The organism is Salmonella sp. SSDFZ54 (genome assembly GCF_004010735.1).
GTDB lineage: Bacteria > Pseudomonadota > Gammaproteobacteria > Enterobacterales > Enterobacteriaceae > Salmonella > Salmonella enterica.
This window is the reverse complement of sequence record NZ_CP034819.1, coordinates 1,133,639-1,158,561: the sequence shown is the minus strand read 5'-3', so window position 1 is coordinate 1,158,561 and position 24,923 is coordinate 1,133,639. Positions and strand designations below refer to the sequence as shown.

The following is a 24,923-nucleotide window of genomic DNA, read 5'->3' as shown; positions in this document are numbered from 1 at the left end:
AATTGCTAATTAAACCATGACGCAAACTTATAACGCTGATGCCATTGAGGTACTCACTGGGCTTGAGCCGGTACGCCGCCGCCCGGGGATGTACACCGATACGACCCGCCCCAACCATTTGGGTCAGGAAGTAATTGATAATAGTGTGGATGAAGCACTGGCAGGTCACGCCAAACGCGTGGATGTCATTTTACATGCCGATCAATCGCTGGAAGTGATTGACGACGGACGCGGGATGCCGGTGGATATCCATCCGGAAGAGGGGGTTCCGGCGGTAGAACTGATCCTCTGTCGACTTCATGCCGGCGGTAAATTCTCCAATAAGAACTATCAGTTCTCTGGTGGTCTGCATGGGGTGGGGATTTCGGTCGTGAATGCCCTGTCAAAGCGCGTGGAAGTGACCGTGCGCCGCGACGGTCAGGTCTATAACATCGCGTTTGAAAACGGCGAAAAAGTGCAGGATTTGCAGGTTGTCGGCACTTGCGGTAAACGTAATACTGGCACCAGCGTCCATTTCTGGCCGGACGAAAGTTTCTTCGACAGCCCGCGTTTTTCTGTCTCTCGCTTAATGCACGTTCTGAAAGCAAAAGCGGTGCTGTGTCCCGGCGTGGAAATCACTTTTAAAGATGAAGTGAATAACAGCGAGCAGCGCTGGTGCTACCAGGATGGTCTGAACGACTATCTGGGCGAAGCGGTAAACGGCCTGCCGACGCTGCCGGAAAAGCCGTTTATCGGTAATTTTAACGGTGAAACGGAAGCGGTTGACTGGGCGCTATTGTGGCTGCCGGAAGGCGGCGAATTACTGACGGAAAGCTACGTCAACCTGATCCCGACCATGCAGGGCGGCACTCACGTGAATGGCCTGCGTCAAGGGTTGCTCGACGCGATGCGCGAATTTTGCGAATACCGCAATATTCTGCCGCGCGGCGTCAAACTGTCGGCGGAAGATATCTGGGATCGCTGCGCTTATGTGCTCTCCGTGAAAATGCAGGACCCGCAATTTGCCGGGCAGACCAAAGAGCGTCTGTCGTCGCGTCAATGTGCGGCATTTGTTTCCGGCGTGGTGAAAGATGCCTTCAGCCTGTGGCTGAACCAGAACGTGCAGGCGGCGGAACAACTGGCAGAGATGGCGATTGCCAGCGCGCAGCGGCGACTGCGCGCCGCAAAAAAAGTGGTACGCAAAAAGCTCACCAGCGGTCCGGCGTTGCCGGGGAAACTGGCGGACTGTACCGCGCAGGATCTTAATCGGACCGAGCTGTTCCTTGTGGAAGGGGATTCGGCGGGCGGTTCCGCCAAGCAGGCGCGCGATCGCGAATATCAGGCGATCATGCCGCTCAAAGGTAAGATCCTTAACACCTGGGAAGTCTCTTCCGATGAAGTGCTGGCCTCGCAAGAGGTGCATGATATTTCCGTGGCGATCGGTATCGATCCGGACAGCGACGATCTGAGTCAGCTGCGCTACGGCAAGATCTGTATCCTGGCGGATGCGGACTCCGATGGTTTGCATATCGCTACTCTGCTTTGCGCGCTGTTTGTCAGACATTTCCGCGCGCTGGTGAAGAATGGTCATGTCTACGTCGCGCTACCGCCGCTATACCGTATCGATTTGGGTAAAGAGGTCTATTACGCGCTGACGGAAGAAGAGAAGGCAGGCGTACTGGAACAACTGAAGCGTAAGAAAGGCAAGCCGAACGTACAGCGTTTCAAAGGCCTGGGTGAAATGAACCCGATGCAGTTACGCGAAACCACGCTTGATCCAAATACTCGCCGCCTGGTGCAGCTCACCATTAGCGATGAAGACGATCAGCGTACTAACGCGATGATGGATATGCTGCTGGCGAAGAAACGTTCTGAAGATCGACGCAACTGGCTACAGGAAAAAGGCGATCTCGCGGATCTCGACGTGTAACGGTTGTTGCACGCTTTATCCGGTCTGCGTGCCGCAGGCCGGATAAGCGAATCCGACATGACGCCGCAGCCTGATGGCGACACTTGCGCATCGCATCAGGGCGACGTCAGACGAGGGTAATAACTTAAACGCCGGATTCCAGAATACGAATATTCATTTCCAGCACATCGTCTTTTACCGCGTCGCTATAGGCTTTCATATGCGGGGTTTGCAGATGCGCCTCAAGGTGCGCAACGCTTTCCCACTGTTCAATCATCACGATCGAGTCAGGCGCCAGAGTCTGAAAACTCACGCCCGCGGCGTGATCCACCATCGGCGCGTAACCGTGGCACCCCTCTTCTTTAAGAACGGTTGGAATAATTTTCGCAAACTGATCGAGGACGGCCTGACGGTGATGTTGGCCCGGACGTGTGCGAATTTCGGCAATGACGGTAAGCATGGTTAACTCCTTCTAATTCCAGGATGACCAGTTAAGCAAAAATTTCGCTCAGATGCTTGCGATATTCTGCGGTATAGCGCGGAACATCAGGCATTTTAATCACGTCGTTGGCAATAAACGTTGGCAGCGCGTCCATGCCCAGGAACTGGTTGGCTTTATGGAATGGCAGATAGACGCCATCTACGCCTACGCCGTGGAAAAACTGATCTTTTTCGGTAAATGCTTCCATCGGCGCGTTCCACGTCAGTGACAGCATATATTTTTTCCCCTGCACCAGACCGCCGGAACCGTACTTTTTAGCGGCATCGGAACGCGTGCGGCCATCGCTGGCATAGAGCGTACCGTGACCTTCGGTAAAGACATCATCCATATATTTTTTTACTGTCCATGGCGCGCCCATCCACCAGCCTGGCATCTGCCAAATCACCACGTCAGCCCAGACGAAATTCTGCACCTCTTCTTTAATGTCATAGTCGCTGTCGGCGCGGACGATCTTAACCTGATGACCCAGATCGCGCAGAAGCCCATCGGCAACTTCGGTCAGGGTGTCATTTAACTGGCCGTTGGAGTGCGCGAATTTTTTCGCCCCGTTGATAATCAGGATGTTACTCATTTTGTGTCCTCAAGAAATGCGTTTGCTGCTGATTCTACGCTCACGGGCGGTGCGGTGAAATTAGCAAAATGTGCAAAGTCTTTTGCGTTTTTGGCAAAAATCTCTGCTACCAGCGTACTACGGCCTCAAATCCACCTTCCGCGGCGTTGCCAAACGACACCGTCATGCCGTGCAGCGTAGCGATGCGACGGACGATTGATAATCCCAGACCGCTGCCGGTCACACTTTGGCCTGGCGGGCGGTAAAAACGCTCGCCGATATGCGTCAGAATCTCTGGCGCTACGCCGGGGCCATTATCTCTGACGGTGAAGCTGCGGGCATGTAAGGTAACGTCGACGACGCTGCCTTGCGGACTGTAGCGAATCGCATTATCCAGCAGGTTACGCACTAACAGGCTTAAGAGTAGCGGCTGGCCGGTACGTATGACGTCATGGGCGTTAAGCTGTAAACGCACGTCGATATTCGCCTGCTGCGCCGGATGATAAATATCCATTACCGCGGACTGCAGCAGCTCTTCCAGCGAAATCTCCGCTACATCCTGCAAATTATTGAGCGAGTCGAGACGCGATAACGTCAGTAGCTGATCGACCAGCCGCGTGGCGCGATCGATCCCCGCATGGAGCTGGGTCAGCGCTTTATCACGCGATAGCGGATCGTCGCCCGAGAGCTGCGCCACCTCGGTTTGTACTTTCAGCGCGGCCAGCGGGCTGCGCAATTCATGGGCGGCGTCGGAGGTAAATCGCCGTTCGCGCACCATCATGGAGTGGATGCGGCTAAAAAGCTGATTAAGCGCTTCGACCAGTGGGCGAACCTCGCTCGGTACGCCTTTGGCGTCGAGCGGCGTTTCCGATTCCGGCGACCGGAAGCGTAGCGCCTGCGCCAGTTTTTTCAACGGTCTGAGCTCGCGGTGAAGCAGGAGCAATAAAATCAGCAGCATGAAGGGAAGGGCGATCAGCCACGGCGTTAATTGCGCCGCCACGATCGCCAGCGCCATATCTTCGCGGTAATCCCACTCCTGACCGACGACGATACGATACTTGCCGTCCGCCGAGTTCAACCACAAAAAACGCCAGAGGTCGTTGTCATCCTTCAGATAGCCATTGTCGAAACCTTCCCGGCGATAGCGATACGGAATATCCTGGCCGTTGTCGCCATCATGCAGCAACATTTTGCCATCAGCGGAAAAGATGGCGAACGCCAGCGCATCGTCATCGATATGCCCATGTTTTAATTTCTTTGGCGTATGCGCCATGCGCTGCGGGGCGTTGATCTCGTTAAGATCGAGGGTGCTAAGCCGTCTGGCGAACAACATCAACTGTGTGTCAAACAGCTCGTCGACATTATCCGTCGTCTTTCTCCAGGCCACAAAACTGGAAATTGCCCAAGTGATGGAGACCAGAATCAGGAAAATAAGCGTCAGCCTGACGCGCAGGCTGAGACGTTGCGTCAATTTCATGCGTCACCCAGGGTGTAGCCGATGCCGTGTACGGTGCGAATAAATTCGCTGCCGAGCTTGCGGCGTAAATGATGAACATGGACTTCCACTGCATTGCTGGACACGTCGTCATCCCAGTTATACAGCTTCTCTTCAATAAGCTTGCGCGGCAGCACGCGACCTTTGTTGCGCAGTAAGAGTTCCAGCAACGCGAACTCTTTTGGTTTTAAGGCCAGCGGTTCGCCGGCAAGCGTCGCGACGAGATTGCCTGGATTGAGCGTCACCTGGCCGTGGCGCAATTCGCTACTGGCCTGACCGCTGGCGCGGCGTACCAGCGCCTCCAGACGGGCGGCGACCTCAATGAGCGCGAAAGGTTTACATAAATAGTCATCGGCGCCCAGACGTAGCCCCTCGACGCGCTCTGCTAACGCGTCGCGCGCCGTCAGGATCAGTACCGGTTCCTGTTTACCCTTTTCGCGCCATTCGCGCAAAATATCCCGTCCGTCCATGCCTGGCAGCGTCAAATCTAAAATAACCGCATCATAAGGCGCGCTGTAAAGCGCCTCTTTGCCCGGACGTCCCTCGGTAAACCAGTCGACGCTGAAACCCATTTTACTCAGGCCCGCTTTTATGCCATCGCCAATAAGTGTGTCATCTTCTACCAGTAAAATTCGCATCTGTTCTTCCTTGCGGTAACTCGCGTTGCCGTCAGTTAACCTTGTCGCCGCAGGCGATGTACAGAAAAAAAGATTCTTTTTTTGCCTTAAGAAGTTGTTAAGGATTACCTTATTAAATGGATCTGAAACGACATGAAAGGGAAAAGTAATCATGAAAAAATTAGCTGCAATCGTTGCCGTTATGGCACTGTGTTCTACCCCGGTTCTGGCGGCTCAGCAGGGCGGTTTCTCCGGCCCGTCGGCGACGCAAACGCAAGGCGGCGGATTTGTCGGCCCGAACGGCAGCAGCACGACGGTAGAGAGCGCTAAATCGCTGCGTGACGATGCGTGGGTAACGCTGCGCGGGAATATCGTCGAGCGCATTTCCGACGACCTGTATGTGTTTAAAGATGCGACCGGTACTATCAATGTGGATATTGACCACAAGCGCTGGAACGGCCTGACCGTAACCCCGCAGGATACCGTTGAAATTCAGGGTGAAGTGGATAAAGACTGGAACTCTGTCGAAATCGACGTAAAACAGATTCGTAAAGTGAATCCGTAATCCCACATTGCGCAAGATCGGTCAGGATTCACAGCCGCCCGGTGGGCAGAATAGGCCACAAGGAGGCAGTGATGAATGACCTGATCAGCGCGGCTTATTCCGAACGTCTGCGGCGCGTTTGCGACCACATTGAGCGTCATCTGGATGAGCCTCTGTCGCTTGAGGTGTTAAGCCGGATGGCGCACAGCTCGCCGTTTCATTTTCACCGGCAGTTTACCGTCTGGAGCGGGCTTCCGCTCTATCGCTATATCCAGTGGCTGCGTTTGCGCCGGGCGTCATGGCGGCTGGCGTTTAATCCGCAGGATAAAGTTATCGATATCGCGCTGGATGCCGGGTTTCAGAATCCGGAGTCGTTCACACGTGCTTTCAAAACCGCGTTTGGTCAAAGCCCGCGCCGGTTTCGGCAATCGCCGGACTGGCTGGCCTGGCACCAGCGCGTTCCTAAACTTGCGTTACAGGAGCAGCATGTCATGGACGTAAAAATCGTTGAATTTCCACCTACCCGCGTTGCGATGCTGACGCATCTGGGGCATCCGGATAAGGTCAACGCCAGCGCGGCGAAATTTATTGCATGGCGGCGCGAAACGGGCCAGTCGCCGATTGCCAGCAGTCAAACTTTTGGTATTGCCTGGCACGACCCGCAGACGACGCCGCCGGATCAATTCCGCTTTGATATCTGCGGCAGCGTCCACCAGCCGATAGCCGAAAATGACGTTGGCGTGGTGAATAGCGAGATTCCTGGCGGGCGCTGCGCGGTGGTACGCCATCAGGGATCGCTCGACAGCCTCCCGGAGAGCGTGTGGTATTTATTCCGCGAATGGCTACTGGCCAGCGGCGAGACGCTGCGCGATTTTCCGGTCTTCTTCCAGTACCTGAATTTCGTCAATGAGGTGGCGGAACATGAGCTGCTGACGGATATCTATCTGCCGCTTCGTTAACTTCCTCGTCACCTGGCTCACGGTTTGTGACTCAGACCGTGAGATAGGGTATTATCTGCGGCAATATTGCCGTCCGAACGGTCAGCATGCAGATTGAGGATCCCCTGTTAATGAGCGATATGGCAGAGCGCCTTGCGCTACATGAATTTACGGAAAACGCCTACTTAAACTACTCCATGTACGTGATCATGGATCGTGCGTTGCCGTTTATTGGCGACGGCCTGAAGCCGGTACAGCGCCGCATCGTCTATGCGATGTCAGAGCTGGGGCTGAACGCCAGCGCTAAATTTAAAAAATCCGCCCGTACCGTCGGTGACGTACTGGGTAAGTATCATCCGCACGGCGACATCGCCTGCTATGAAGCCATGGTGCTGATGGCGCAGCCGTTCTCTTACCGTTACCCGCTGGTCGATGGCCAGGGGAACTGGGGCGCGCCGGATGATCCGAAGTCATTCGCGGCAATGCGTTATACCGAATCTCGCCTGTCCAAATATGCCGAGCTGCTATTAAGCGAACTCGGCCAGGGGACGGCGGACTGGGTGCCAAACTTCGACGGCACGATGCAGGAACCGAAAATGTTACCGGCGCGTCTGCCGAACATCCTGCTGAACGGCACCACCGGTATTGCGGTGGGGATGGCAACAGATATCCCGCCGCACAACCTGCGCGAAGTGGCGAAAGCGGCGATTACGCTGATTGAGCAGCCGAAAACTACGCTGGATCAGTTGCTGGATATCGTCCAGGGGCCGGATTACCCGACCGAAGCGGAGATCATTACCCCACGTGCGGAAATTCGTAAAATTTACGAAAACGGGCGGGGCTCCGTGCGTATGCGCGCGGTATGGACCAAAGAAGACGGCGCCGTGGTAATTTCCGCGCTGCCGCATCAGGTGTCTGGCGCGAAAGTGTTGGAGCAGATTGCTGCGCAGATGCGTAATAAAAAACTGCCGATGGTGGACGATCTGCGCGATGAATCGGATCACGAAAACCCGACGCGTTTAGTGATTGTCCCGCGCTCCAACCGTGTGGATATGGAACAGGTGATGAACCATCTGTTCGCCACCACCGATCTGGAAAAAAGCTACCGTATTAACCTGAACATGATCGGTCTGGATGGTCGTCCGGCGGTGAAAAACCTGCTGGAGATCCTTACCGAGTGGCTGGCGTTCCGCCGCGACACGGTACGTCGTCGTCTGAACTATCGTCTGGAGAAAGTGCTTAAACGCCTGCATATCCTCGAAGGTCTGCTGGTGGCGTTTCTCAACATCGACGAAGTGATTGAGATTATCCGTAGCGAAGACGAGCCAAAACCCGCGCTGATGTCGCGTTTCGGCATCAGCGAAACCCAGGCGGAAGCGATTCTCGAACTGAAACTGCGTCATCTCGCCAAACTGGAAGAGATGAAAATTCGCGGCGAGCAGGACGAGCTGGAAAAAGAGCGTGACCAGTTGCAGGGCATTCTCGCGTCCGAACGCAAAATGAATACCTTGCTGAAAAAAGAGCTACAGGCAGATTCCGATGCCTATGGCGACGATCGCCGTTCTCCGCTGCGTGAGCGCGAAGAAGCTAAAGCGATGAGCGAACACGACATGCTGCCGTCCGAACCGGTGACTATCGTGCTGTCGCAGATGGGCTGGGTGCGCAGCGCCAAAGGTCATGATATTGATGCGCCGGGGCTTAACTATAAAGCGGGCGACAGCTTTAAAGCCGCGGTGAAAGGTAAGAGCAATCAACCGGTGGTGTTTATTGATACCACCGGGCGCAGCTATGCTATTGATCCCATTACGCTTCCGTCGGCGCGTGGGCAGGGCGAGCCGCTGACCGGCAAACTCACGCTGCCGCCGGGGGCGACCGTGGAGCATATGCTGATGGAAGGCGATGACCAGAAACTGCTGATGGCGTCGGATGCGGGCTACGGCTTCGTTTGTACGTTTAACGATCTGGTTGCCCGTAACCGTGCCGGTAAAGCGTTGATTACACTGCCGGAAAATGCGCACGTCATGCCGCCGCTGGTGATTGAAGACGAGCACGATATGCTGCTGGCGATTACCCAGGCCGGACGGATGTTGATGTTCCCGGTAGACTCTCTGCCGCAGCTGTCGAAAGGCAAAGGGAATAAGATCATTAATATCCCCTCTGCGGAAGCGGCGAAAGGCGATGATGGACTGGCGCACCTGTACGTGCTGCCGCCACAAAGCACTCTGACTATCCATGTCGGGAAGCGCAAAATCAAACTGCGCCCTGAAGAGTTACAAAAGGTGGTCGGCGAACGCGGACGCCGCGGCACATTAATGCGCGGCCTGCAGCGTATCGATCGCATTGAGATTGATTCACCGCATCGTGTAAGTCATGGCGACAGCGAAGAGTAAGAGAGGGGCGCCCGTAGGCCGGACAAGGCATCTAAGCCGCCATCCGGCGCTCTGCCGTTGCCGGATGACGACGCAGTAGCGTCTTATCCGGCCTACGGTTTCAGATCGGATTAACATTAAAATTTCCCGTAAAACCGTTGTTTATTCGTGCATTGCGATTAACAATACGTTTTTCCAGAGAGCCACACTTACCAAAATCCTAACCTGAATTTCAGGTGACGTAGAATGCCGGGCTCTTAGGCCTTCAGAGGTTGTTATGCTATATATTTTTCGTCTTATTGTTACCGTTATTTACTCCATTCTGGTCTGTGTTTTCGGTTCTATTTACTGCCTTTTCAGCCCACGTAACCCAAAACACGTGGCGACGTTTGGACATATGTTCGGTCGTCTGGCCCCGCTGTTTGGCCTGAAAGTGGAGTGCCGCAAACCCGCCGACGCGGAAAACTATGGCAATGCTATCTATATCGCTAACCATCAGAATAATTATGATATGGTCACGGCGGCAAATATTGTGCAGCCGCCAACGGTGACGGTGGGGAAAAAAAGCCTGCTTTGGATCCCGTTTTTTGGGCAACTGTACTGGCTGACCGGTAATCTGTTGATTGACCGTAATAACCGCGCCAAAGCGCATAGCACCATTGCGGCAGTGGTTAACCATTTTAAAAAGCGCCGTATTTCTATCTGGATGTTCCCTGAAGGTACGCGTAGCCGGGGACGCGGTCTGCTGCCGTTTAAAACCGGCGCGTTTCATGCGGCTATCGCGGCTGGTGTGCCGATCATTCCTGTCTGCGTTTCCAACACCTCTAACAAAGTCAATCTAAACCGCCTGAACAACGGACTGGTTATTGTGGAAATGCTGCCGCCAGTCGACGTCAGCGAATATGGTAAAGATCAGGTTCGCGAGCTGGCGGCCCACTGCCGTGCGTTAATGGAGCAAAAAATCGCGGAACTTGATAAAGAGGTTGCGGAACGTGAAGCGACCGGTAAGGTTTAAGCAGCCTTACTCTGTTATTGTAGAAATCATTTTTTCAGGCACAACTCTTTAGCCTGTTTTACATGGAGCTTATATGTCATTCAGTCGGCGTCAGTTTCTTCAGGCATCGGGAATCGCACTATGTGCAGGCGCGATTCCCCTCAGGGCGAATGCTGCCGGTCAGCAACAGCCGTTGCCTGTTCCGCCGTTGCTGGAGTCCCGTCGCGGGCAGCCGTTGTTTATGACGCTACAGCGAGCGCACTGGTCCTTTACGCAAGGCACGCGCGCGCCGGTCTGGGGAGTGAACGGTCGTTATCTGGGGCCGACAATCCGCGTCTGGAAAGGCGATGACGTTAAACTCATCTATAGCAACCGCCTGGCGGAAAATGTCTCCATGACGGTTGCTGGTTTACTGGTGCCGGGGCCGCTGATGGGTGGCCCGGCGCGTATGATGTCGCCGAACGCGGACTGGGCGCCGGTGTTGCCGATTCGTCAGAGCGCCGCCACGCTGTGGTATCACGCTAATACGCCTAACCGTACCGCGCAGCAGGTGTATAACGGCCTGGCCGGAATGTGGCTGGTCGAAGACGACATCAGTAAAACGCTGCCCATTCCGAACCATTACGGCGTGGATGATTTTCCCGTCATTATCCAGGATAAACGGCTGGATAACTTTGGGACGCCGGAGTACAGCGAACCGGGAAGCGGTGGTTTTGTCGGCGATACGCTGCTGGTGAACGGCGCGCAAAGCCCCTATGTCGAAGTGTCCCGCGGCTGGGTGCGGTTACGGTTGTTGAACGCCTCGAACTCGCGGCGCTATCAGCTTCAGATGAGCGATGGCCGGGCGCTGCATGTGATTTCAGGCGATCAGGGCTTTTTACCTGCGCCGGTTTCCGTCAAACAGTTGTCACTGGCGCCCGGCGAGCGACGTGAAATCCTGGTTGATATGACCAACGGCGACGAAGTCTCGATCACCTGCGGGGAGGCGGCCAGCATAGTCGATCGGATTCGCGGTTTCTTTGAGCCTTCCAGTATTCTGGTTTCTACCCTGGTGCTGACGTTACGGCCAACCGGATTGCTGCCGCTGGTGACCGATAATCTGCCGATGCGTCTGTTGCCGACGGAGATCATGAGCGGCGCGCCTGTCCGCAGTCGGGACATCAGTCTTGGCGACGATCCGGGGATTAACGGCCAACTGTGGGATGTGAATCGCATTGATATTACCGCCCAACAAGGCACCTGGGAGCGCTGGACGGTACGCGCCGATATGCCGCAGTCGTTCCATATTGAGGGCGTCTCTTTCCTGATTCGTAACGTCAACGGCGCTATGCCGTTCCCGGAAGATAGAGGCTGGAAAGATACCGTCTGGGTGGATGGGCAAGTCGAACTGCTGGTCTACTACGGTCAGCCGTCCTGGCCGCACTTCCCGTTCTATTTCAACAGCCAGACGCTGGAAATGGCTGACCGCGGCTCGATTGGGCAAATGCTGGTGAATCCGGCGTCGTAAAGCGTCCGAGTACGGGTCTGAATAGCGCAGACCCGTCAGGGTTTTCAGGAAGGAGCAAACAACGTGGGAAGCAGCAGACTCAACTGCGGGAAGTAGCAAATCATCGCCATGACCACAAAGAGTGCCAGAAACATCGGTAATAGCGGTTTGACGACTTTATCAATACTGATTTTGCCGATACTGCAACCGACGAACAAAATAGTGCCTACCGGGGGCGTACACAGTCCGATGGTTAAATTGAAAACCATAATAATGCCAAAATGGACAGGGTCGATTCCCAGATGTTGAGCAATGGGAAGGAAAATAGGCGTAAAGATTAGAATAGCCGGGGTAATATCCATAAACGTCCCGACGAATAACAAAATGAGATTGATAATCAGCAAGATGACCCATTTATTTTCGGACACGCTGGTAATCATTTCATTAATCAGTTCAGGAACATCGGCATTGGTCATCGCCCATGACATTCCCATTGAGCAGCCGACCAGTAAGAGAACAATAGAGCTGGTTACTACCGAATCCAGCAGAATATCGCGCAACTTACTCACATTAATTTCTCGATAAATGGCCGCCAGCGCCAGGCTATAGATTACCGCGATCGCAGAGGCCTCTGTTGGCGTAAATACGCCGCCGATAATGCCGCCGATAATAATAAATATCAGCAACAGGCTGGGCAATGAATCGCGGAATACCGACAGAAACTGCCGCAGGTTGATACGTTCGGCAACCGGGTAATGGTGGCGATGGGCATACAGCGCCGCTACCGTCATTAAAGCCAGCGCGGTTAAGATGCCGGGCAGGTAGCCCGCCAAAAACAGGGCGGCGACAGAGGTGCCGCCGCTAGCCAGCGAATAGACAATTAGCACATTGCTGGGCGGGATCATCAGGCCAATCGGCGCCGAAGCAACGTTGATCGCCGTAGAGAATGCCGGAGAGTAGCCCTCTTTTTCCTGTAATGGCGACATGATGCCGCCCACCGCGGCTGCAGAAGCGACCGCCGAGCCGGATATCGCGCCAAACAGGGTGTTCGCCAGAATATTGCAGTGCGCCAGCGAACCGGGAAGGCGGCCAACTAACGCCTGAGCCAGATTCACCAGGCGCCGGGCGATTCCCCCAGTATTCATGATATTGCCGGCTAACACAAAAAAGGGGATCGCCAGCAGCGTAAAGCCATCGAGACCGACGGTCATTTTTTGTGAAATAACCGAGATTGCCGCATCCGGGGGAAGGGCTATCAGGATTGAGAATAAGGACGACAGCCCGATAGCGAATGTAATAGGAACGCCGACCGCCAGCATAATGGCAAAGCTGCCAAATAAAACAATTATTGGGTAAATATATTCAAAGTCCATATATCCCTCGTTAGCGAAGATGGCGCTGATGATAATTATCAATAACGTTCACAATGGTGTAGTACACCAGGATGACGCCGCTAATCGGCATGACCCAATAGACTTTATCCATAGGCCATTTTAATACCGGGGACATTTGGCTGACGTGCGCCGCTTTTTCAACAATAATATCACCGCCGTACACCATAAAAATCAGCGCGAACACGGTAATAATCACCTGAATGATACTGTCGAGCACGAGGGCGGGCGTTCGGGAGAGTTTTTGCGCTAACAAATCGATAGCTAAATGTTTTTTTAATCCGGCGGTATAGACGCCGCCTAACAGAATCATCCACATAAAAAGAATCTGGGTGAATTCGTCTAGCGTGCTGCTTGGCGCGTTGAATATAAAGCGCGCCGCCACCTGCCAGGATACGCAGGCAACCATGACCGCCAGAATAATACAGCAGCACCCGGCCAGTATTTTGTTCAGTGCATTGGTGAGTATTAGCATATTACATCCTGTAAAGGGCAGGAGACCCCTGCCCGGCAGATTTACATATTCTCGATGTATTCCAGATCCTTCGCTGACTGAGCATCTTTCGCGCGGAACTCATCAAACAAGGGCTTAACACGCTGTTTGAACGCGGATTTATCGATATCAACAACGGTCGCGTTCATGGCCTTCATGCTCTCATAAGCCTCTTTTTCCGCGGCGGGCCAGATGACGTCTTTCATTTGCTGCATGGATTCATCTGCGGCTTTATATAACGCTTTCCGCTCTTTATCGCTCAATTTGTTAAGTACTTTGGTACTGATGACCAGGACATCCGGCACCATCGTGTGCTCGTCGCGGGAATAGAATTTCGCCACCTCCGCATGACGCATATCGGCATAAACCACGGGGTTGTTTTCGCCGCCATCGACCACGCCTTGCTGGAGCGCGGTATAGAGTTCGCCTTGCGCCATCGGCGTCGGCACACCGCCGAGCGCTTTCACCATCGCGATAGCGCTGGGGCTTTGCTGCACTCTGATTTTCATACCGGCTAAATCGTCGGGTTGAGTGATGGGCTTACTGGCGTAAAAACTGCGGGCGCCGCCGTCGTACCAGGTTAAGCCGACGAAGCCTTTGCTTTCGGAGGACGCGAGAATGCGTTTCCCTAAGTCGCTTTTCAGTACGTTGTAGTAGTGATCGCGGTCACGGAATAAAAACGGCAGGCTAAACACGCTATATTCCGGCGCAAAAGACTCCAGCGATGCCGCATTGACTTTCACCATTTGCAGAGCGCCGGAGTTCATCAATTCCAGCGATTCACGTTCGTTGCCCAGCGTGGCGTTGGGGTAAATACGAATATTTAATTCGCCGTCCGAATAGGCTTTCGCTTTATCGGCCAGATAGCTCATCGCTTTGTGAACGGCGTGGCTTTTATCCTGATTGTGGCTCAGTTTCAGCGTGGTTTTGGCGAGCGTTGGAAATGCCAGTAGCAAACAGCCGGCCAGTAATACCGCTGATGTTGTGAATGAACGTGTGTTTTTCATATCTGCTTCCTTATAGGTTGGGATTCCTGTGGTTATCGTTGATTAATTAATAACCTGCTGATACGTAAGGTGTTGCGTTGGGGAAAGGCGTGGTGATGGTGTTCTTTATCCCCTGAATTCTGTCAGCCAATTTAATTTAATCAATAGACCAAAGAAAGAGATCTGGTTCACAGAAGAAAGTCATGGTAAAAACAGTGTCGTGAGCAATTCAGCGAAGTTTTTTTATATATTGCTGATAATGTGATGTTTTTTTACTTTTTGTTGTTATGACGATACTGCGTTTTTAGACGTGTGTATAATTAATTGCATACCAATTTGAAGATATTCATAAGACCAATTTCAAACACCTCAGGCCAGGCCGTTGAAAGTTGTTTCTATTTCGCGCCAGCCCTGCATATAAGGCGATAATCTCCTTCATTTTCGCTATAGATACGGCTTATAATCCCCGACCTTTGATTATTTTTTTGCCAATCGTTTTGGAAGCAATATGAGCGCTATCTCCCTGATCCAACCGGATCGCGACCTTTTCTCCTGGCCGCAGTACTGGGCCGCCTGCTTTGGGCCGGCACCGTTTTTGCCGATGTCACGTGACGAGATGGATCAACTTGGCTGGGATAGCTGCGACATTATTCTGGTAACCGGCGACGCTTACGTCGACCATCCGAGCTTCGGCATGGCGATTTGCGGTCGTATGCTGGAAGCGCAGGGCTTCCGTGTGGGGATCATCGCCCAGCCTGACTGGAACAGCAAAGACGACTTTATGCGTCTGGGCAAACCGAACCTGTTCTTCGGCGTGACCGCTGGCAATATGGATTCGATGATTAACCGCTACACCGCCGACCGTAAGCTGCGCCATGACGACGCCTACACCCCGGACAACGTCGCGGGCAAGCGTCCGGACCGCGCCACGCTGGTCTATACCCAGCGTTGCAAAGAAGCGTGGAAAGATGTCCCGGTGATCCTTGGCGGCATTGAGGCCAGTCTGCGCCGTACCGCGCATTACGACTACTGGTCTGATACTGTGCGTCGTTCAGTGTTAGTCGATTCCAAAGCCGACATGCTGATGTTTGGCAACGGCGAGCGTCCGCTGGTGGAAGTGGCGCATCGTCTGGCAATGGGCGAAACCATCGATCAGATTCGTGATGTGCGTAACACTGCGATTATGGTTAAAGAAGCGCTGCCTGGCTGGAGCGGCGTCGACTCCACTCGTCTGGACACGCCGGGTAAAATCGATCCAATTCCCCATCCCTATGGTGAGGATCTGCCGTGCGCGGATAACAAGCCGGTCGCGCCGAAAAAGCAGGAAGCTAAAGCGATTACCGTGCAGCCGCCGCGTCCGAAGCCGTGGGAAAAAACCTATATCCTGCTGCCATCCTTTGAAAAGGTGAAAGGCGACAAGGTGCTGTACGCCCATGCGTCGCGTATTCTGCATCACGAAACTAACCCTGGCTGCGCGCGGGCGCTGATGCAAAAACACGGCGACCGCTATGTCTGGATCAACCCGCCCGCCATACCGCTCTCCACTGAAGAGATGGATAGCGTGTTTGCGCTGCCGTATCAGCGTGTGCCGCACCCGGCTTACGGCAATGCCCGTATTCCGGCCTATGAGATGATCCGCTTTTCGATCAATATCATGCGCGGCTGCTTTGGCGGCTGCTCTTTCTGCTCGATCACTGAACATGAAGGGCGCATCATTCAGAGCCGCTCGGAAGACTCTATTATCAACGAGATCGAAGCGATCCGCGACACGGTGCCGGGGTTTACCGGCGTGATCTCCGATCTGGGCGGTCCTACCGCGAACATGTATATGCTGCGCTGTAAGTCGCCGCGTGCGGAGCAGACCTGTCGTCGCCTGTCATGCGTCTATCCGGATATCTGTCCGCATATGGATACTGACCATACGCCGACGATCAATCTTTATCGCCGCGCCCGTGAGCTGAAAGGGATTAAGAAAATCTTAATTGCCTCCGGCGTGCGCTACGACATCGCCGTAGAAGATCCTCGCTACATTAAAGAGCTGGCAAGCCATCATGTGGGCGGCTATCTGAAGATTGCGCCGGAGCATACTGAAGAAGGTCCGCTGTCGAAAATGATGAAGCCGGGTATGGGCAGCTACGATCGCTTTAAAGAGTTATTTGACCTTTACTCTAAGCAGGCTGGAAAAGAGCAGTATCTGATCCCGTATTTTATCTCCGCGCATCCGGGCACGCGGGACGAGGATATGGTGAATCTGGCGCTGTGGCTCAAGCGCCACCGCTTCCGTCTGGATCAGGTGCAGAACTTCTACCCGTCGCCGTTGGCGAATTCGACCACCATGTATTACACCGGCAAAAACCCGCTGGGTAAAATTGGTTATAAGAGTGAAGATGTGGTGGTGCCGAAGGGAGACAGGCAACGTCGCCTGCATAAGGCGCTGCTGCGTTATCACGATCCGGCGAACTGGCCGCTGATTCGCCAGGCGCTGGAAGCGATGGGGAAAAAGCATTTGATTGGCGGTCGCCGTGAGTGTCTGGTGCCTGCGCCGACCATTGAAGAGATGCGCGAAGCGCGTCGCCAGAACCGCAACACGCGCCCGGCGTTGACCAAGCATACGCCGGTGGAACATCAGCGGCAGGGGCTTGCTGCGAATAAGAAGCGCGGGAAAAGCGCGGGGCGTTAATTACCTTTGAATCTGTTGCTTCTGGAAGCTAATGTTTTTGGAAGTAACAGACATCTAAATATATTGTGTCGGTCTTTAGTAATTGCTAAATTACGGGGAGCTTTATATTTTATTTAAATATTATTGATTGTATAAATTAATTATATATTACCTTAATGATTAAGGCATGATGCTTGTATACAGCCCCAGAGGAGGGGATATCATGGGTATGATTATTATTCCCTGTTTTATCGTAATTGCTATAATAGCTGTTGTTATATTCATAATGGCTATTAAAGCATGTAGTATGGAAAAACGTGAAGACAGGCAAATGACTCTTGCAGGGATAATTTTAATGGGTGTTATTGCCGCTATTCCTGGATGGTTTTTGTACGAAATATTTAGCCACGCGCCGTAATATTTAACCTACCAGGGTCGATATATTAAAATAGATAAGAAGTATATAATCTAAGGTATAATGCCTGATGGCGCTGCGCTTATCAGGTCTATGAATAGCACAGTTTTGTAGGCCGGATAAGGTGCTTACACCGCCATCCGGCAGAAGTGCTCCGTATTTATGCCTCACGAATTCTGGCCGCCAGCGCGGCCAGTTTTTCATCATCAGCCCGTTCATGATCGTGCGACGACAGATATCCTTCATACTGTTCGAAAAATTTATTCTGCCGCGATTCAATCGGTTTCCAGTGGGTTAAATCGCCAGTACCGTGCATGGGGCTTAATTTACTGTGCACATGGTCTACGCCGAAACCTTCGAAGAACATTCCCGTACGACTGACATCCGGGAAAGCCTTATCCAGTTTCTTAGCCACTTTTTGGGTCGCCAGCATCAGGTCCGCTAACGCCTGCGGCGGTAGATCGAACGCGTAGCTGGGGTAATGTTTTTTCGGGATCACTACGGTAAACCCATCGGTATTCGGAAAAATCGACAAAAAAGCCAGGTGATGCTCATCTTCCCAAACTTTATGACAAGGTGCTTTACCTTCAACTATTTGACAGAAAATGCAGGTCATTCCATTTCTCCGTTAACCGAGGGGCTTATCGATGCGTTAAGCGTTTAATACAACCCCAGCACTTTCCACCATGCGAGGCCGACTGTCAAAAAGACCGCCTGATTAAAGAGGCTGATAATAAATCCCGTTCGCCACCAGACGCCCGTCGGTACATAGCCGGCGCCAAAAAGAATGGGGCCGCGTGCGTGGGTATACTGCGTAAGAGAGCAGTACAGGCTGCTGGTAAACGCCAGCATAAGCGCCATCGGCGCTGCCGGTATATTCAGATGCAGACCGACACCCAGAAACACCGCATACAGCGCGGCGATTTGTGCGTTGCCGCTGGCGAAAAAATAGTGGGTATAAAAATAGGCTGCGTTAAGCAGCAGCAGGATGATTATCCAACTGGTTCCATGCATCGTACTGCCGATGCTGTCGCCAATCAGGTTGCCAAACCAGTTGGTGAATCCTAGTTTCTTCAACTGGTTAGCCATCATCAGCAGCGCGGCAAACCAAATCAACGTATCCCAGGCGCCTTTTTCGCTTTTAACGTCTTCCCAGGTGAGTACGCCGCTCAGTAATAAAATCGAGAGACCGACAAAAGAGGCCGTCGTGGCATCCACGCCGAGCGAGCTGCCAAAAATCCATAGCACCAGCAACACGCCGACGGTCGCCAGCATGAGCCACTCGCCGCGCGTCATACTGCCCATTTGCGCCAGCTCTTTGCGCGCCAAATCCGGCGCATCCGGCGTATGTTTAATTTCCGGACGCGTCAGCCAGTAGACCAGCAGCGGGACGATAAGAAAAGAGACCAGGCAAGGCAGGAGCGCGGCGATAAACCAGCTTCCCCAGCTCAACGTAACGCCGGCGTTCGCCGCCAGTTTTACCGCCAGCAGGTTACCCGTATAACCGGTCATAAACAGTGCGGCGGTGACGTCGTTAACATTGCCAATACAGGTGATCAGAAAGGTGCCGATTTTGCTGCGAGACTCATCTTCCGGATGTGAATCAAAGCTGCGCGCCAGCGAGTCGGCGATCGGGTAAATCACGCCGCCGCAGCGCGCGGTGTTACTGGGCATCGCGGGGGAGAGGATCAGATCGGCAAACGCCAGACCATAGGCCAGACCCAGCGTTCGTTTACCTAACAGACGGATCATTTGTAGGGCGATACGCCGACCCAGCCCGGTTTTGATAAACCCACGGGCAATCATAAAGGCGACGACGATAAGCCAGATCAGCGAGCTGTTCAGCTCGCTCAACGCCGTGGTAATCGCGCCGCTGGCCGTTTTGTCGCCGGCAGCATAGGCGAGCGCAAAGACGGTGATGCCGATAATACCGACCGCGCCAATAGGCAGCACTTTCGCCACGATAGAGGCGATCGTCGCGACAAAAATAATCGCGGAATGCCAGGCCGGCGCGCTTAACCCGGAAGGGGGCGTTAGCTGCCACAGTCCGGCGGCGATAACCAGAATAAGAATTAATGGGAGCCATTTGACGCCCTGAGATTTTTTTTCCGCCACAATCACACATCCATAAATATTTTATATGTATTAAGTAAATTCATAATAAATATGAATAAATATTCACAAAATCAGAATAATTCTGCGCTTGTGTGTGGGGGAAATATACTGTTAAATGCGCGTAATTGTTTCTTAATGTTTCGGAATGCAAAAAAGCCCGACGACATCGTCGGGCATGGCGTGCGATAAATCTGGCTTAACCGCCGAACTGATCCGGATCGGGGCCGAGGCGTTTGCCTTGATCCAGTTTTGCGATCTCGCCTAATTCATCTTTATCGAGACGGAAATCCCAGACAGCAAAGTTTTCCGCGATACGGGAAGGGGTGACGGATTTCGGAATGACGACCAGCCCGCAGTCCAGATGCCAGCGAATAACAATCTGGGCGGGCGTTTTGCCGTATTTATCCGCCAGTTCGCGAATCACTTTCTGATCGAATACGCCTTCGCCGCCCTGCGCCAGCGGGCTCCAGGACTCGGTCTGGATTTTATGCGTCGCATTCCACGCATGTAGCTGGCGCTGTTGCATCAAGGGGTGAAGCTCGATCTGGTTGATCACAGGGGTAACGCCGGTTTCATCGATCAGACGCTGGAGGTGATGGATCTGAAAGTTACAGACCCCGATACTCTTTACCAGCCCCTCTTTTTGCAGCGCGATCATGCCTTTCCAGGCGTCGACATAGTGATCGATAGCCGGTACGGGCCAGTGCATCAGATAGAGATCGAGATAATCAAGCTGCAGTTTTTTCAGGCTCTCCTGCAGGGCTTCGCGGGGACGTTTTTGATCGTCATTCCACAACTTGGTGGTGATAAACAGCTCTTCCCGCGCTACGCTCGCTGCTTTTAGCGCTTTGCCGACGCCTTCTTCATTCTGATATGCTGTGGCGGTATCAATCGATCGATAGCCCACCTCCAGCGCTTTATGAATCGCCGCGATCACCTCTTCATTGCTTGCTTTCCAGACTCCCAGCCCAAGTTGTGGCATTACGTTGCCATCCTGTAGCCTGATAATGGTTGGATTAGCCATGATGTGTTCCTCTTTTAATTGGCTCGCCGGAGTCGGGTCCGGCGAGACTAAGTGACTTAAGTCTGGACGAAATGGCCAAAAACGAAAGTCAGAGGCGAAAAAACCTTAGCGCGCCGCTTCATAAATCCGACGGCTGACATCCAGCGTAATATCCTGATTTTCACCTAAATTTGTGCATCCATGCGCCTCAAGTTTAGCCAGTAGCGCCGGAATAGCGCTGCCATCCAGACCGTAATCGGACAGACGGGTAGGCACGCCCATCTGTTCAAAGAAACGGCGGGTGGCGGCAATGGCGGCATCAATACGCTCGTCGTCGGAACCGTCGGTGATATTCCATACACGTTCAGCATATTGCAGGAGTTTTGCGCGTTTAACGTCTCGTTTTTCGTTCCATAGCGCAGGCAGAATGATAGCCAGCGTTTGGGCATGATCGAGACCGTGCATCGCGGTAAGCTCATGGCCCAGCATATGCGTCGCCCAGTCCTGCGGAACCCCAGCGCCAATCAGGCCATTTAACGCCTGAGTAGCGGCCCACATCACGTTAGCGCGGACGTCATAGTTTTCAGGCTCTTGCAGCGCTTTGGGACCTTCTTCGATCAGTGTGAGTAAAATGCCTTCGGCGAAACGATCCTGAATTTTGCCGTTAACCGGGTAAGTGACGTACTGCTCAACGGTATGGACGAAAGCATCCACGACGCCGTTCGCAACCTGGCGCGGCGGCAATGTATAGGTGTAGACCGGGTCCAGTACGGCAAACACCGGTTGCACGAACGAGGAGTGGAAGGCTTGTTTGTCGCCAGTGGTTTTACGGGAAATGACTGCGCCGGCGTTCGATTCTGAGCCGGTTGCCGGTAGGGTTAGCACAGACCCCATCGGGATTGCGCTACGAATCTCAGTACCGCCGGTTTCCAGAATGTGCCACGGATCGACGCCGTCCGTATACTGCGCCGCTGCGGCGATAAATTTGGTGCCGTCCAGTACGGAACCGCCGCCAACGGCCAGCAGGAAGGTAATATTTTCGTCGCGCACAAGCTGCACGGCCTTCATCAGCGTTTCATAGGACGGGTTCGGTTCAATACCGCCAAACTCCCGAACATCCAGTCCTTTTAACGCTTCCTGAACTTGCGCCAGTACGCCGGTCTTTTTCACGCTACCGCCGCCATAGGTAATCAGCACGCGGGCGTCCTGCGGGATCTGATCGCGGAGATCGACGATAGCGCCTTTACCAAACAGAATGCGGGTAGGGGTATGTAATTTGAAATTTTTCATTGCTCATTCCCTTATGTGGGTAAAAAGAGGGCAGGCGGCTGTCTGCCTGATGGTCATCATTGTGGTCTTGTGAGAGATGTCTCTCAATGCACATTTCTGCCAATGTTTTGCCTATTTCTCCAGAATGCTGGAGAAAATCGCTAAAAATGCGCACAATCCAGCGGAGTGGATTTGATAAAAAAATGGCGCGTTATGAATCGTGAAGCAATTTGCTTACAGTTGGCGGATAAAATTAATCATTTAAAAAATAATGATAAAATAATCAGCGAGCGGCTGGCGGGCATTCGTCTGTTGTATGGTGTTGAACCGGGGCCGCGCACGCCGGTCATGTATCAGCCTGGCATCATATTTCTCTTTTCCGGCCATAAAATTGGCTATATTAACAAGCGCAAGTTTCGTTATGACGCTAATGAATATCTCTTACTGACCGTGCCGCTCCCTTTTGAATGCGAGACCTGGGCGACGCCGGAGGTACCGCTGGCCGGTATTCGGCTCGATATTGATGTGCTGCAACTGCAAGAGTTGCTCATGGACATTGGCGAAGATGAGCGTTTCCAGTTGCCGATGGCGGCCAGTGGGATTAACTCCGCCACGCTGTCGGACGAGATTTTATGTGCGGTGGAAAGATTGCTGGATGTGATGGAGCGCCCGCTGGATGCGCGGATTCTGGGAAAACAGATTATTCGCGAAATTCTTTATCATGTGCTGATGGGGCCGCGCGGCGGGGCGCTGCTTGCGCTGGTTAGTCGCCAGACGCACTTTAGCCTGATCAGTCGCGTACTTAAACAGATCGAAATGAAATACACCGAGAACCTGAATGTTGAGCAACTGGCGGCAGAAGCGAACATGAGCGTGTCGGCGTTTCACCATAATTTTAAGGCGGTCACCAGCACCTCGCCGTTGCAGTATTTAAAAAGCTACCGACTGCATAAAGCGCGGATGATGATGATTCACGACGGTATGAAGGCCAGCGCCGCGGCGATGCGGGTCGGCTATGAGAGCGCATCGCAGTTTAGCCGGGAGTTTAAACGTTATTTTGGCGTTACGCCGGGCGAAGATGCGGGAAGAATGCGGACAATGCAAGGGAGCTAAGTGGGGCATCCCGCCACGGGTCAACGAAGCGTAACCGGGCCATCCTGGCCGATTATGGATACGTCAGGCGTTACAGTATTTCTTTTTAATCACCACGACCAGCGTACCTAACAGTCCGGCGACCAGTAGCGCGACGGGAAGGATCATTAAAAATGTCATTACCTGGTCTTCATGGCGCTTAACAAACGGGATCATACTGAGCGCGTAGCCGAAGCTGGTCACGACAGTCACCCACAGCAGGCCGCTTAACCAGTTAAAAAACTGAAACCGGCGGTTGGACAGGCCGGAAATACCCGCCATTGTTGGCAGCAGCGTGCGGACAAACGCCAGAAAGCGCCCGGCAAGCAACGCTAACAAACCGTGGCGGTCAAACATGCAGGTGGCGCGCTGATGATATTTTGCCGGAAGCTGCGCCAGCCAGCCTTTGACGGTACGCGTATTACCGAGCCAGCGTCCCTGGATATAACTTAGCCAGCAGCCGAGACTGGCCGCGGTGGTGAGAATGCCAATCGTCGGCAAAAAATGCATCACATCCTGGGCGATCAACGCGCCTGCCAGTAGCAGCAGACTATCGCCAGGTAAGAATGACGCTGGCAGCAGACCGTTTTCTAAAAATAGCGTGGCGAACATGACAAAGTAGACGACGCTAACAACGTGTGGATTCGCCAGCGCGGCAAAATCATGTTGCCAGAGCGCAGCGATAATATCTTGAATGACAGCCATGAACTTTCCTGTGGAACAGCATTTATGCTTTTATTCGCCTATTGTACTCCTGAATCGTCCGGGATGCCTTGATCCCGGACGCAACAAACGCAGACTTTTCCACGGAAATTGTCTGCATATATGTCCATCCCCGGCAACTTTACACAATTCTGGCGAAGCCGGCGGCTAAATCAGCGATCAAATCATCAACACTCTCTAAACCAATATGCACCCGAACCAGCGTACCGGTAAAATCTACGCCGCCTGCGGGACGAATCGCGGCGATCTGTTCCGGCTGATTAGCAATAATCAGCGATTCGTAGCCTCCCCAGGAGTAGGCCATACTGAACAGCGAAAAGTTATCCAGATAGGCTGATAATTCTGCCTCGGTCAGCTTTTTATTGAGCACAAAGGAGAACAGACCGCTGCTGCCTGTAAAGTCTCGTTTCCAGAAGGCATGACCTTTGCTACCCGGTAGGGCCGGATGATTAACGCGCGCGACCTGAGGATGGTTCGCCAGCCATGCGGCGATTTTGAGGCTGCTTTCTTGATGCTGGCGCAGTCGGACACCGAGTGTGCGCAGACCGCGGCTGGTCATATAAGCCGTGTCGGCGTCGAGCATTTGCCCCATCAGATAGGCGTTTTCCCGCAATTGTTCCCAGCAGCGCGCATTTGCAACGGCAGTCCCGACCATCGCATCAGAATGACCAATCAGATATTTAGTGCCCGCCTGGATAGAGATATCAATATCGAACTCCAGCGCTTTGAACAGAACGCCAGCCGCCCAGGTATTATCAATCATGATGACGGCTTCTGGCGCGACGCGTCTGACCGCACTGACAATGGTCGGAATATCATGTACCTCCATGGTAATAGAACCGGGGGATTCCAGAAAAACGACTTTCGTGTTCGGCTGAATATGTTGCGTGATATCAGCGCCGATGAGCGGGTCGAACCAGCTTGTCGTCACGCCCAGTTTGCCGAGAATTTTGCTGCAGAAATCCTGGCTGGGTTCATAGGCTGTGTTGGTCATCAGGATGTGGTCGCCCTGCTCAACGAATGCCAGAATGGTGTTGGCGACCGCCGCCGCGCCGCACGGGAAGAGCGCGCATCCGGCGCCGCCTTCCAGTTCACACATGGCTTCCTGGAGTGAAAAGTGGGTCAGCGTTCCCCGGCGTCCGTAAAATAATTCGCCGTTGGCGCGATTGCGGGTAGCGTGTTTTTTGGCCTCGACGGTGTCAAACACCAGTGAAGAAGCGCGTTGAATCACACTATTCACTGAGCCAAGCGTGTATTTTTTGCTGCGTCCTGCGTTTACCAGTTTGGTATCCAACTGTTTATCCGTCATGTTGCGTTTCCTGATTTTAACCGTCTGGATGTCTAAACTAGCATGA

The 24,923-nt window shown here is 53.3% G+C and carries 21 protein-coding genes and 1 pseudogene; 9 read left to right on the top strand and 13 right to left on the bottom strand.

Annotated features, from left to right (window positions below; genetic code table 11):
* Positions 1-16 precede the first annotated feature (16 nt).
* Positions 17-1,909, top strand: coding sequence for a DNA topoisomerase IV subunit B (gene parE / locus EOS97_RS05730; RefSeq protein ID WP_000195318.1), 1,893 nt, complete (start codon positions 17-19; stop codon positions 1,907-1,909).
* A gap of 124 nt (positions 1,910-2,033) precedes the next feature.
* On the opposite strand, the gene EOS97_RS05725 is transcribed toward parE, so the two are convergent.
* The 4 genes from EOS97_RS05725 to qseB all read right to left on the bottom strand — a co-directional run bounded on the left by EOS97_RS05725 (position 2,034) and on the right by qseB (position 5,073).
* Complete coding sequence (locus tag EOS97_RS05725) at positions 2,034-2,348, bottom strand: putative quinol monooxygenase (RefSeq protein ID WP_000958587.1); 315 nt, start codon at positions 2,346-2,348, stop codon at positions 2,034-2,036.
* 31 nt (positions 2,349-2,379) lie between these two features.
* On the bottom strand, positions 2,380-2,961 hold the full coding sequence (locus EOS97_RS05720; RefSeq protein WP_000065416.1) for an NAD(P)H-dependent oxidoreductase: 582 nt from the start codon (positions 2,959-2,961) through the stop codon (positions 2,380-2,382).
* Positions 2,962-3,067: 106 nt separating this feature from the next.
* Positions 3,068-4,417: a quorum sensing histidine kinase QseC gene (gene qseC, locus EOS97_RS05715; protein ID WP_000779327.1), complete on the bottom strand. Its 1,350-nt coding sequence runs from the start codon at positions 4,415-4,417 to the stop codon at positions 3,068-3,070.
* Positions 4,414-5,073 carry a quorum sensing response regulator transcription factor QseB gene (gene qseB, locus EOS97_RS05710; RefSeq protein WP_001221574.1) on the bottom strand — a complete coding sequence of 220 codons (660 nt, stop codon included), beginning with the start codon at positions 5,071-5,073 and terminating at the stop codon, positions 4,414-4,416. Before qseB ends, qseC begins: the two co-directional genes overlap by 4 nt.
* Positions 5,074-5,224: 151 nt before the next feature.
* Between qseB and EOS97_RS05705 the strand changes: the two genes are divergently transcribed.
* The 5 genes from EOS97_RS05705 to ftsP all read left to right on the top strand — a co-directional run bounded on the left by EOS97_RS05705 (position 5,225) and on the right by ftsP (position 11,404).
* Positions 5,225-5,617: a YgiW/YdeI family stress tolerance OB fold protein gene (locus EOS97_RS05705; RefSeq protein ID WP_000731552.1), complete on the top strand. Its 393-nt coding sequence runs from the start codon at positions 5,225-5,227 to the stop codon at positions 5,615-5,617.
* Between the two features lie 71 nt (positions 5,618-5,688).
* A complete protein-coding gene (locus EOS97_RS05700; protein WP_000998808.1) occupies positions 5,689-6,555 on the top strand; it encodes a GyrI-like domain-containing protein in 867 nt (288 codons plus the stop codon).
* A 110-nt stretch (positions 6,556-6,665) separates the two neighbouring features.
* Positions 6,666-8,924, top strand: coding sequence for a DNA topoisomerase IV subunit A (parC, locus tag EOS97_RS05695; protein WP_107238611.1), 2,259 nt, complete (start codon positions 6,666-6,668; stop codon positions 8,922-8,924).
* A 256-nt stretch (positions 8,925-9,180) separates the two neighbouring features.
* Positions 9,181-9,918: a 1-acylglycerol-3-phosphate O-acyltransferase gene (gene plsC / locus EOS97_RS05690; protein WP_000965730.1), complete on the top strand. Its 738-nt coding sequence runs from the start codon at positions 9,181-9,183 to the stop codon at positions 9,916-9,918.
* A gap of 73 nt (positions 9,919-9,991) precedes the next feature.
* The gene (ftsP, locus tag EOS97_RS05685) at positions 9,992-11,404 is read left to right on the top strand and encodes a cell division protein FtsP (RefSeq protein WP_000010658.1); all 1,413 of its coding nucleotides are present in this window, start codon (positions 9,992-9,994) and stop codon (positions 11,402-11,404) included.
* Between the two features lie 44 nt (positions 11,405-11,448).
* On the opposite strand, the gene EOS97_RS05680 is transcribed toward ftsP, so the two are convergent.
* Genes EOS97_RS05680 through EOS97_RS05670 form a run of 3 tightly spaced genes read right to left on the bottom strand, consistent with a single transcriptional unit; the run spans position 11,449 to position 14,274 of the window.
* Entirely contained in the window at positions 11,449-12,756 is a 1,308-nt protein-coding gene (locus tag EOS97_RS05680; protein WP_000345259.1) for a TRAP transporter large permease, read from the bottom strand.
* A gap of 10 nt (positions 12,757-12,766) precedes the next feature.
* Positions 12,767-13,249, bottom strand: coding sequence for a TRAP transporter small permease (locus EOS97_RS05675; RefSeq protein ID WP_000906484.1), 483 nt, complete (start codon positions 13,247-13,249; stop codon positions 12,767-12,769).
* A 41-nt stretch (positions 13,250-13,290) separates the two neighbouring features.
* Positions 13,291-14,274 (bottom strand): TRAP transporter substrate-binding protein, encoded by a 984-nt coding sequence (locus EOS97_RS05670; RefSeq protein WP_000799372.1) that lies wholly within the window; start codon positions 14,272-14,274, stop codon positions 13,291-13,293.
* 487 nt (positions 14,275-14,761) lie between these two features.
* On the opposite strand from EOS97_RS05670, the gene EOS97_RS05665 reads away from it, so the two are divergent.
* Together EOS97_RS05665 and EOS97_RS05660 are read left to right on the top strand one after the other, a co-directional pair.
* Positions 14,762-16,933: a YgiQ family radical SAM protein gene (locus EOS97_RS05665; protein WP_001274459.1), complete on the top strand. Its 2,172-nt coding sequence runs from the start codon at positions 14,762-14,764 to the stop codon at positions 16,931-16,933.
* Between the two features lie 202 nt (positions 16,934-17,135).
* Positions 17,136-17,330, top strand: coding sequence for a hypothetical protein (locus tag EOS97_RS05660; RefSeq protein ID WP_000525384.1), 195 nt, complete (start codon positions 17,136-17,138; stop codon positions 17,328-17,330).
* Between the two features lie 157 nt (positions 17,331-17,487).
* Here the strand turns inward: EOS97_RS05660 and EOS97_RS05650 are convergent, their stop codons facing one another.
* From EOS97_RS05650 to yqhD, 4 genes and pseudogenes are all read right to left on the bottom strand, one after another.
* On the bottom strand, positions 17,488-17,943 hold the full coding sequence (locus tag EOS97_RS05650) for an HIT family protein (RefSeq protein WP_000128242.1): 456 nt from the start codon (positions 17,941-17,943) through the stop codon (positions 17,488-17,490).
* Positions 17,944-17,987: 44 nt separating this feature from the next.
* A pseudogene (locus EOS97_RS05645) lies at positions 17,988-19,473 on the bottom strand (DASS family sodium-coupled anion symporter).
* A gap of 165 nt (positions 19,474-19,638) precedes the next feature.
* Positions 19,639-20,466, bottom strand: coding sequence for a 2,5-didehydrogluconate reductase DkgA (gene dkgA / locus EOS97_RS05640; RefSeq protein ID WP_000013100.1), 828 nt, complete (start codon positions 20,464-20,466; stop codon positions 19,639-19,641).
* Between the two features lie 105 nt (positions 20,467-20,571).
* Entirely contained in the window at positions 20,572-21,735 is a 1,164-nt protein-coding gene (yqhD, locus tag EOS97_RS05635) for an alcohol dehydrogenase (protein WP_000787714.1), read from the bottom strand.
* 192 nt (positions 21,736-21,927) lie between these two features.
* Between yqhD and EOS97_RS05630 the strand changes: the two genes are divergently transcribed.
* Positions 21,928-22,827, top strand: a complete 900-nt coding sequence (locus EOS97_RS05630) for an AraC family transcriptional regulator (protein ID WP_001804896.1) — start codon at positions 21,928-21,930, stop codon at positions 22,825-22,827.
* A 63-nt stretch (positions 22,828-22,890) separates the two neighbouring features.
* Here EOS97_RS05630 and yghB read toward each other — a convergent pair whose 3' ends face one another.
* Together yghB and metC are read right to left on the bottom strand one after the other, a co-directional pair.
* Complete coding sequence (gene yghB, locus EOS97_RS05625) at positions 22,891-23,550, bottom strand: DedA family general envelope maintenance protein YghB (protein ID WP_000268444.1); 660 nt, start codon at positions 23,548-23,550, stop codon at positions 22,891-22,893.
* 139 nt (positions 23,551-23,689) lie between these two features.
* Positions 23,690-24,877 carry a cystathionine beta-lyase gene (gene metC / locus EOS97_RS05620; RefSeq protein WP_000130270.1) on the bottom strand — a complete coding sequence of 396 codons (1,188 nt, stop codon included), beginning with the start codon at positions 24,875-24,877 and terminating at the stop codon, positions 23,690-23,692.
* Positions 24,878-24,923: the final 46 nt, after the last annotated feature.

Excerpts from the sequence above, each read along its gene's own strand:
- parE (WP_000195318.1), top strand. The coding sequence starts at position 17 with ATGACGCAAACTTATAACGCTGATGCCATTGAGGTACTCACTGGGCTT.
- EOS97_RS05725 (WP_000958587.1), bottom strand. The coding sequence starts at position 2,348 with ATGCTTACCGTCATTGCCGAAATTCGCACACGTCCGGGCCAACATCAC.
- EOS97_RS05720 (WP_000065416.1), bottom strand. The coding sequence starts at position 2,961 with ATGAGTAACATCCTGATTATCAACGGGGCGAAAAAATTCGCGCACTCC.
- qseC (WP_000779327.1), bottom strand. The coding sequence starts at position 4,417 with ATGAAATTGACGCAACGTCTCAGCCTGCGCGTCAGGCTGACGCTTATT.
- qseB (WP_001221574.1), bottom strand. The coding sequence starts at position 5,073 with ATGCGAATTTTACTGGTAGAAGATGACACACTTATTGGCGATGGCATA.
- EOS97_RS05705 (WP_000731552.1), top strand. The coding sequence starts at position 5,225 with ATGAAAAAATTAGCTGCAATCGTTGCCGTTATGGCACTGTGTTCTACC.
- EOS97_RS05700 (WP_000998808.1), top strand. The coding sequence starts at position 5,689 with ATGAATGACCTGATCAGCGCGGCTTATTCCGAACGTCTGCGGCGCGTT.
- parC (WP_107238611.1), top strand. The coding sequence starts at position 6,666 with ATGAGCGATATGGCAGAGCGCCTTGCGCTACATGAATTTACGGAAAAC.
- plsC (WP_000965730.1), top strand. The coding sequence starts at position 9,181 with ATGCTATATATTTTTCGTCTTATTGTTACCGTTATTTACTCCATTCTG.
- ftsP (WP_000010658.1), top strand. The coding sequence starts at position 9,992 with ATGTCATTCAGTCGGCGTCAGTTTCTTCAGGCATCGGGAATCGCACTA.
- EOS97_RS05680 (WP_000345259.1), bottom strand. The coding sequence starts at position 12,756 with ATGGACTTTGAATATATTTACCCAATAATTGTTTTATTTGGCAGCTTT.
- EOS97_RS05675 (WP_000906484.1), bottom strand. The coding sequence starts at position 13,249 with ATGCTAATACTCACCAATGCACTGAACAAAATACTGGCCGGGTGCTGC.
- EOS97_RS05670 (WP_000799372.1), bottom strand. The coding sequence starts at position 14,274 with ATGAAAAACACACGTTCATTCACAACATCAGCGGTATTACTGGCCGGC.
- EOS97_RS05665 (WP_001274459.1), top strand. The coding sequence starts at position 14,762 with ATGAGCGCTATCTCCCTGATCCAACCGGATCGCGACCTTTTCTCCTGG.
- EOS97_RS05660 (WP_000525384.1), top strand. The coding sequence starts at position 17,136 with ATGGGTATGATTATTATTCCCTGTTTTATCGTAATTGCTATAATAGCT.
- EOS97_RS05650 (WP_000128242.1), bottom strand. The coding sequence starts at position 17,943 with ATGACCTGCATTTTCTGTCAAATAGTTGAAGGTAAAGCACCTTGTCAT.
- dkgA (WP_000013100.1), bottom strand. The coding sequence starts at position 20,466 with ATGGCTAATCCAACCATTATCAGGCTACAGGATGGCAACGTAATGCCA.
- yqhD (WP_000787714.1), bottom strand. The coding sequence starts at position 21,735 with ATGAAAAATTTCAAATTACATACCCCTACCCGCATTCTGTTTGGTAAA.
- EOS97_RS05630 (WP_001804896.1), top strand. The coding sequence starts at position 21,928 with ATGAATCGTGAAGCAATTTGCTTACAGTTGGCGGATAAAATTAATCAT.
- yghB (WP_000268444.1), bottom strand. The coding sequence starts at position 23,550 with ATGGCTGTCATTCAAGATATTATCGCTGCGCTCTGGCAACATGATTTT.
- metC (WP_000130270.1), bottom strand. The coding sequence starts at position 24,877 with ATGACGGATAAACAGTTGGATACCAAACTGGTAAACGCAGGACGCAGC.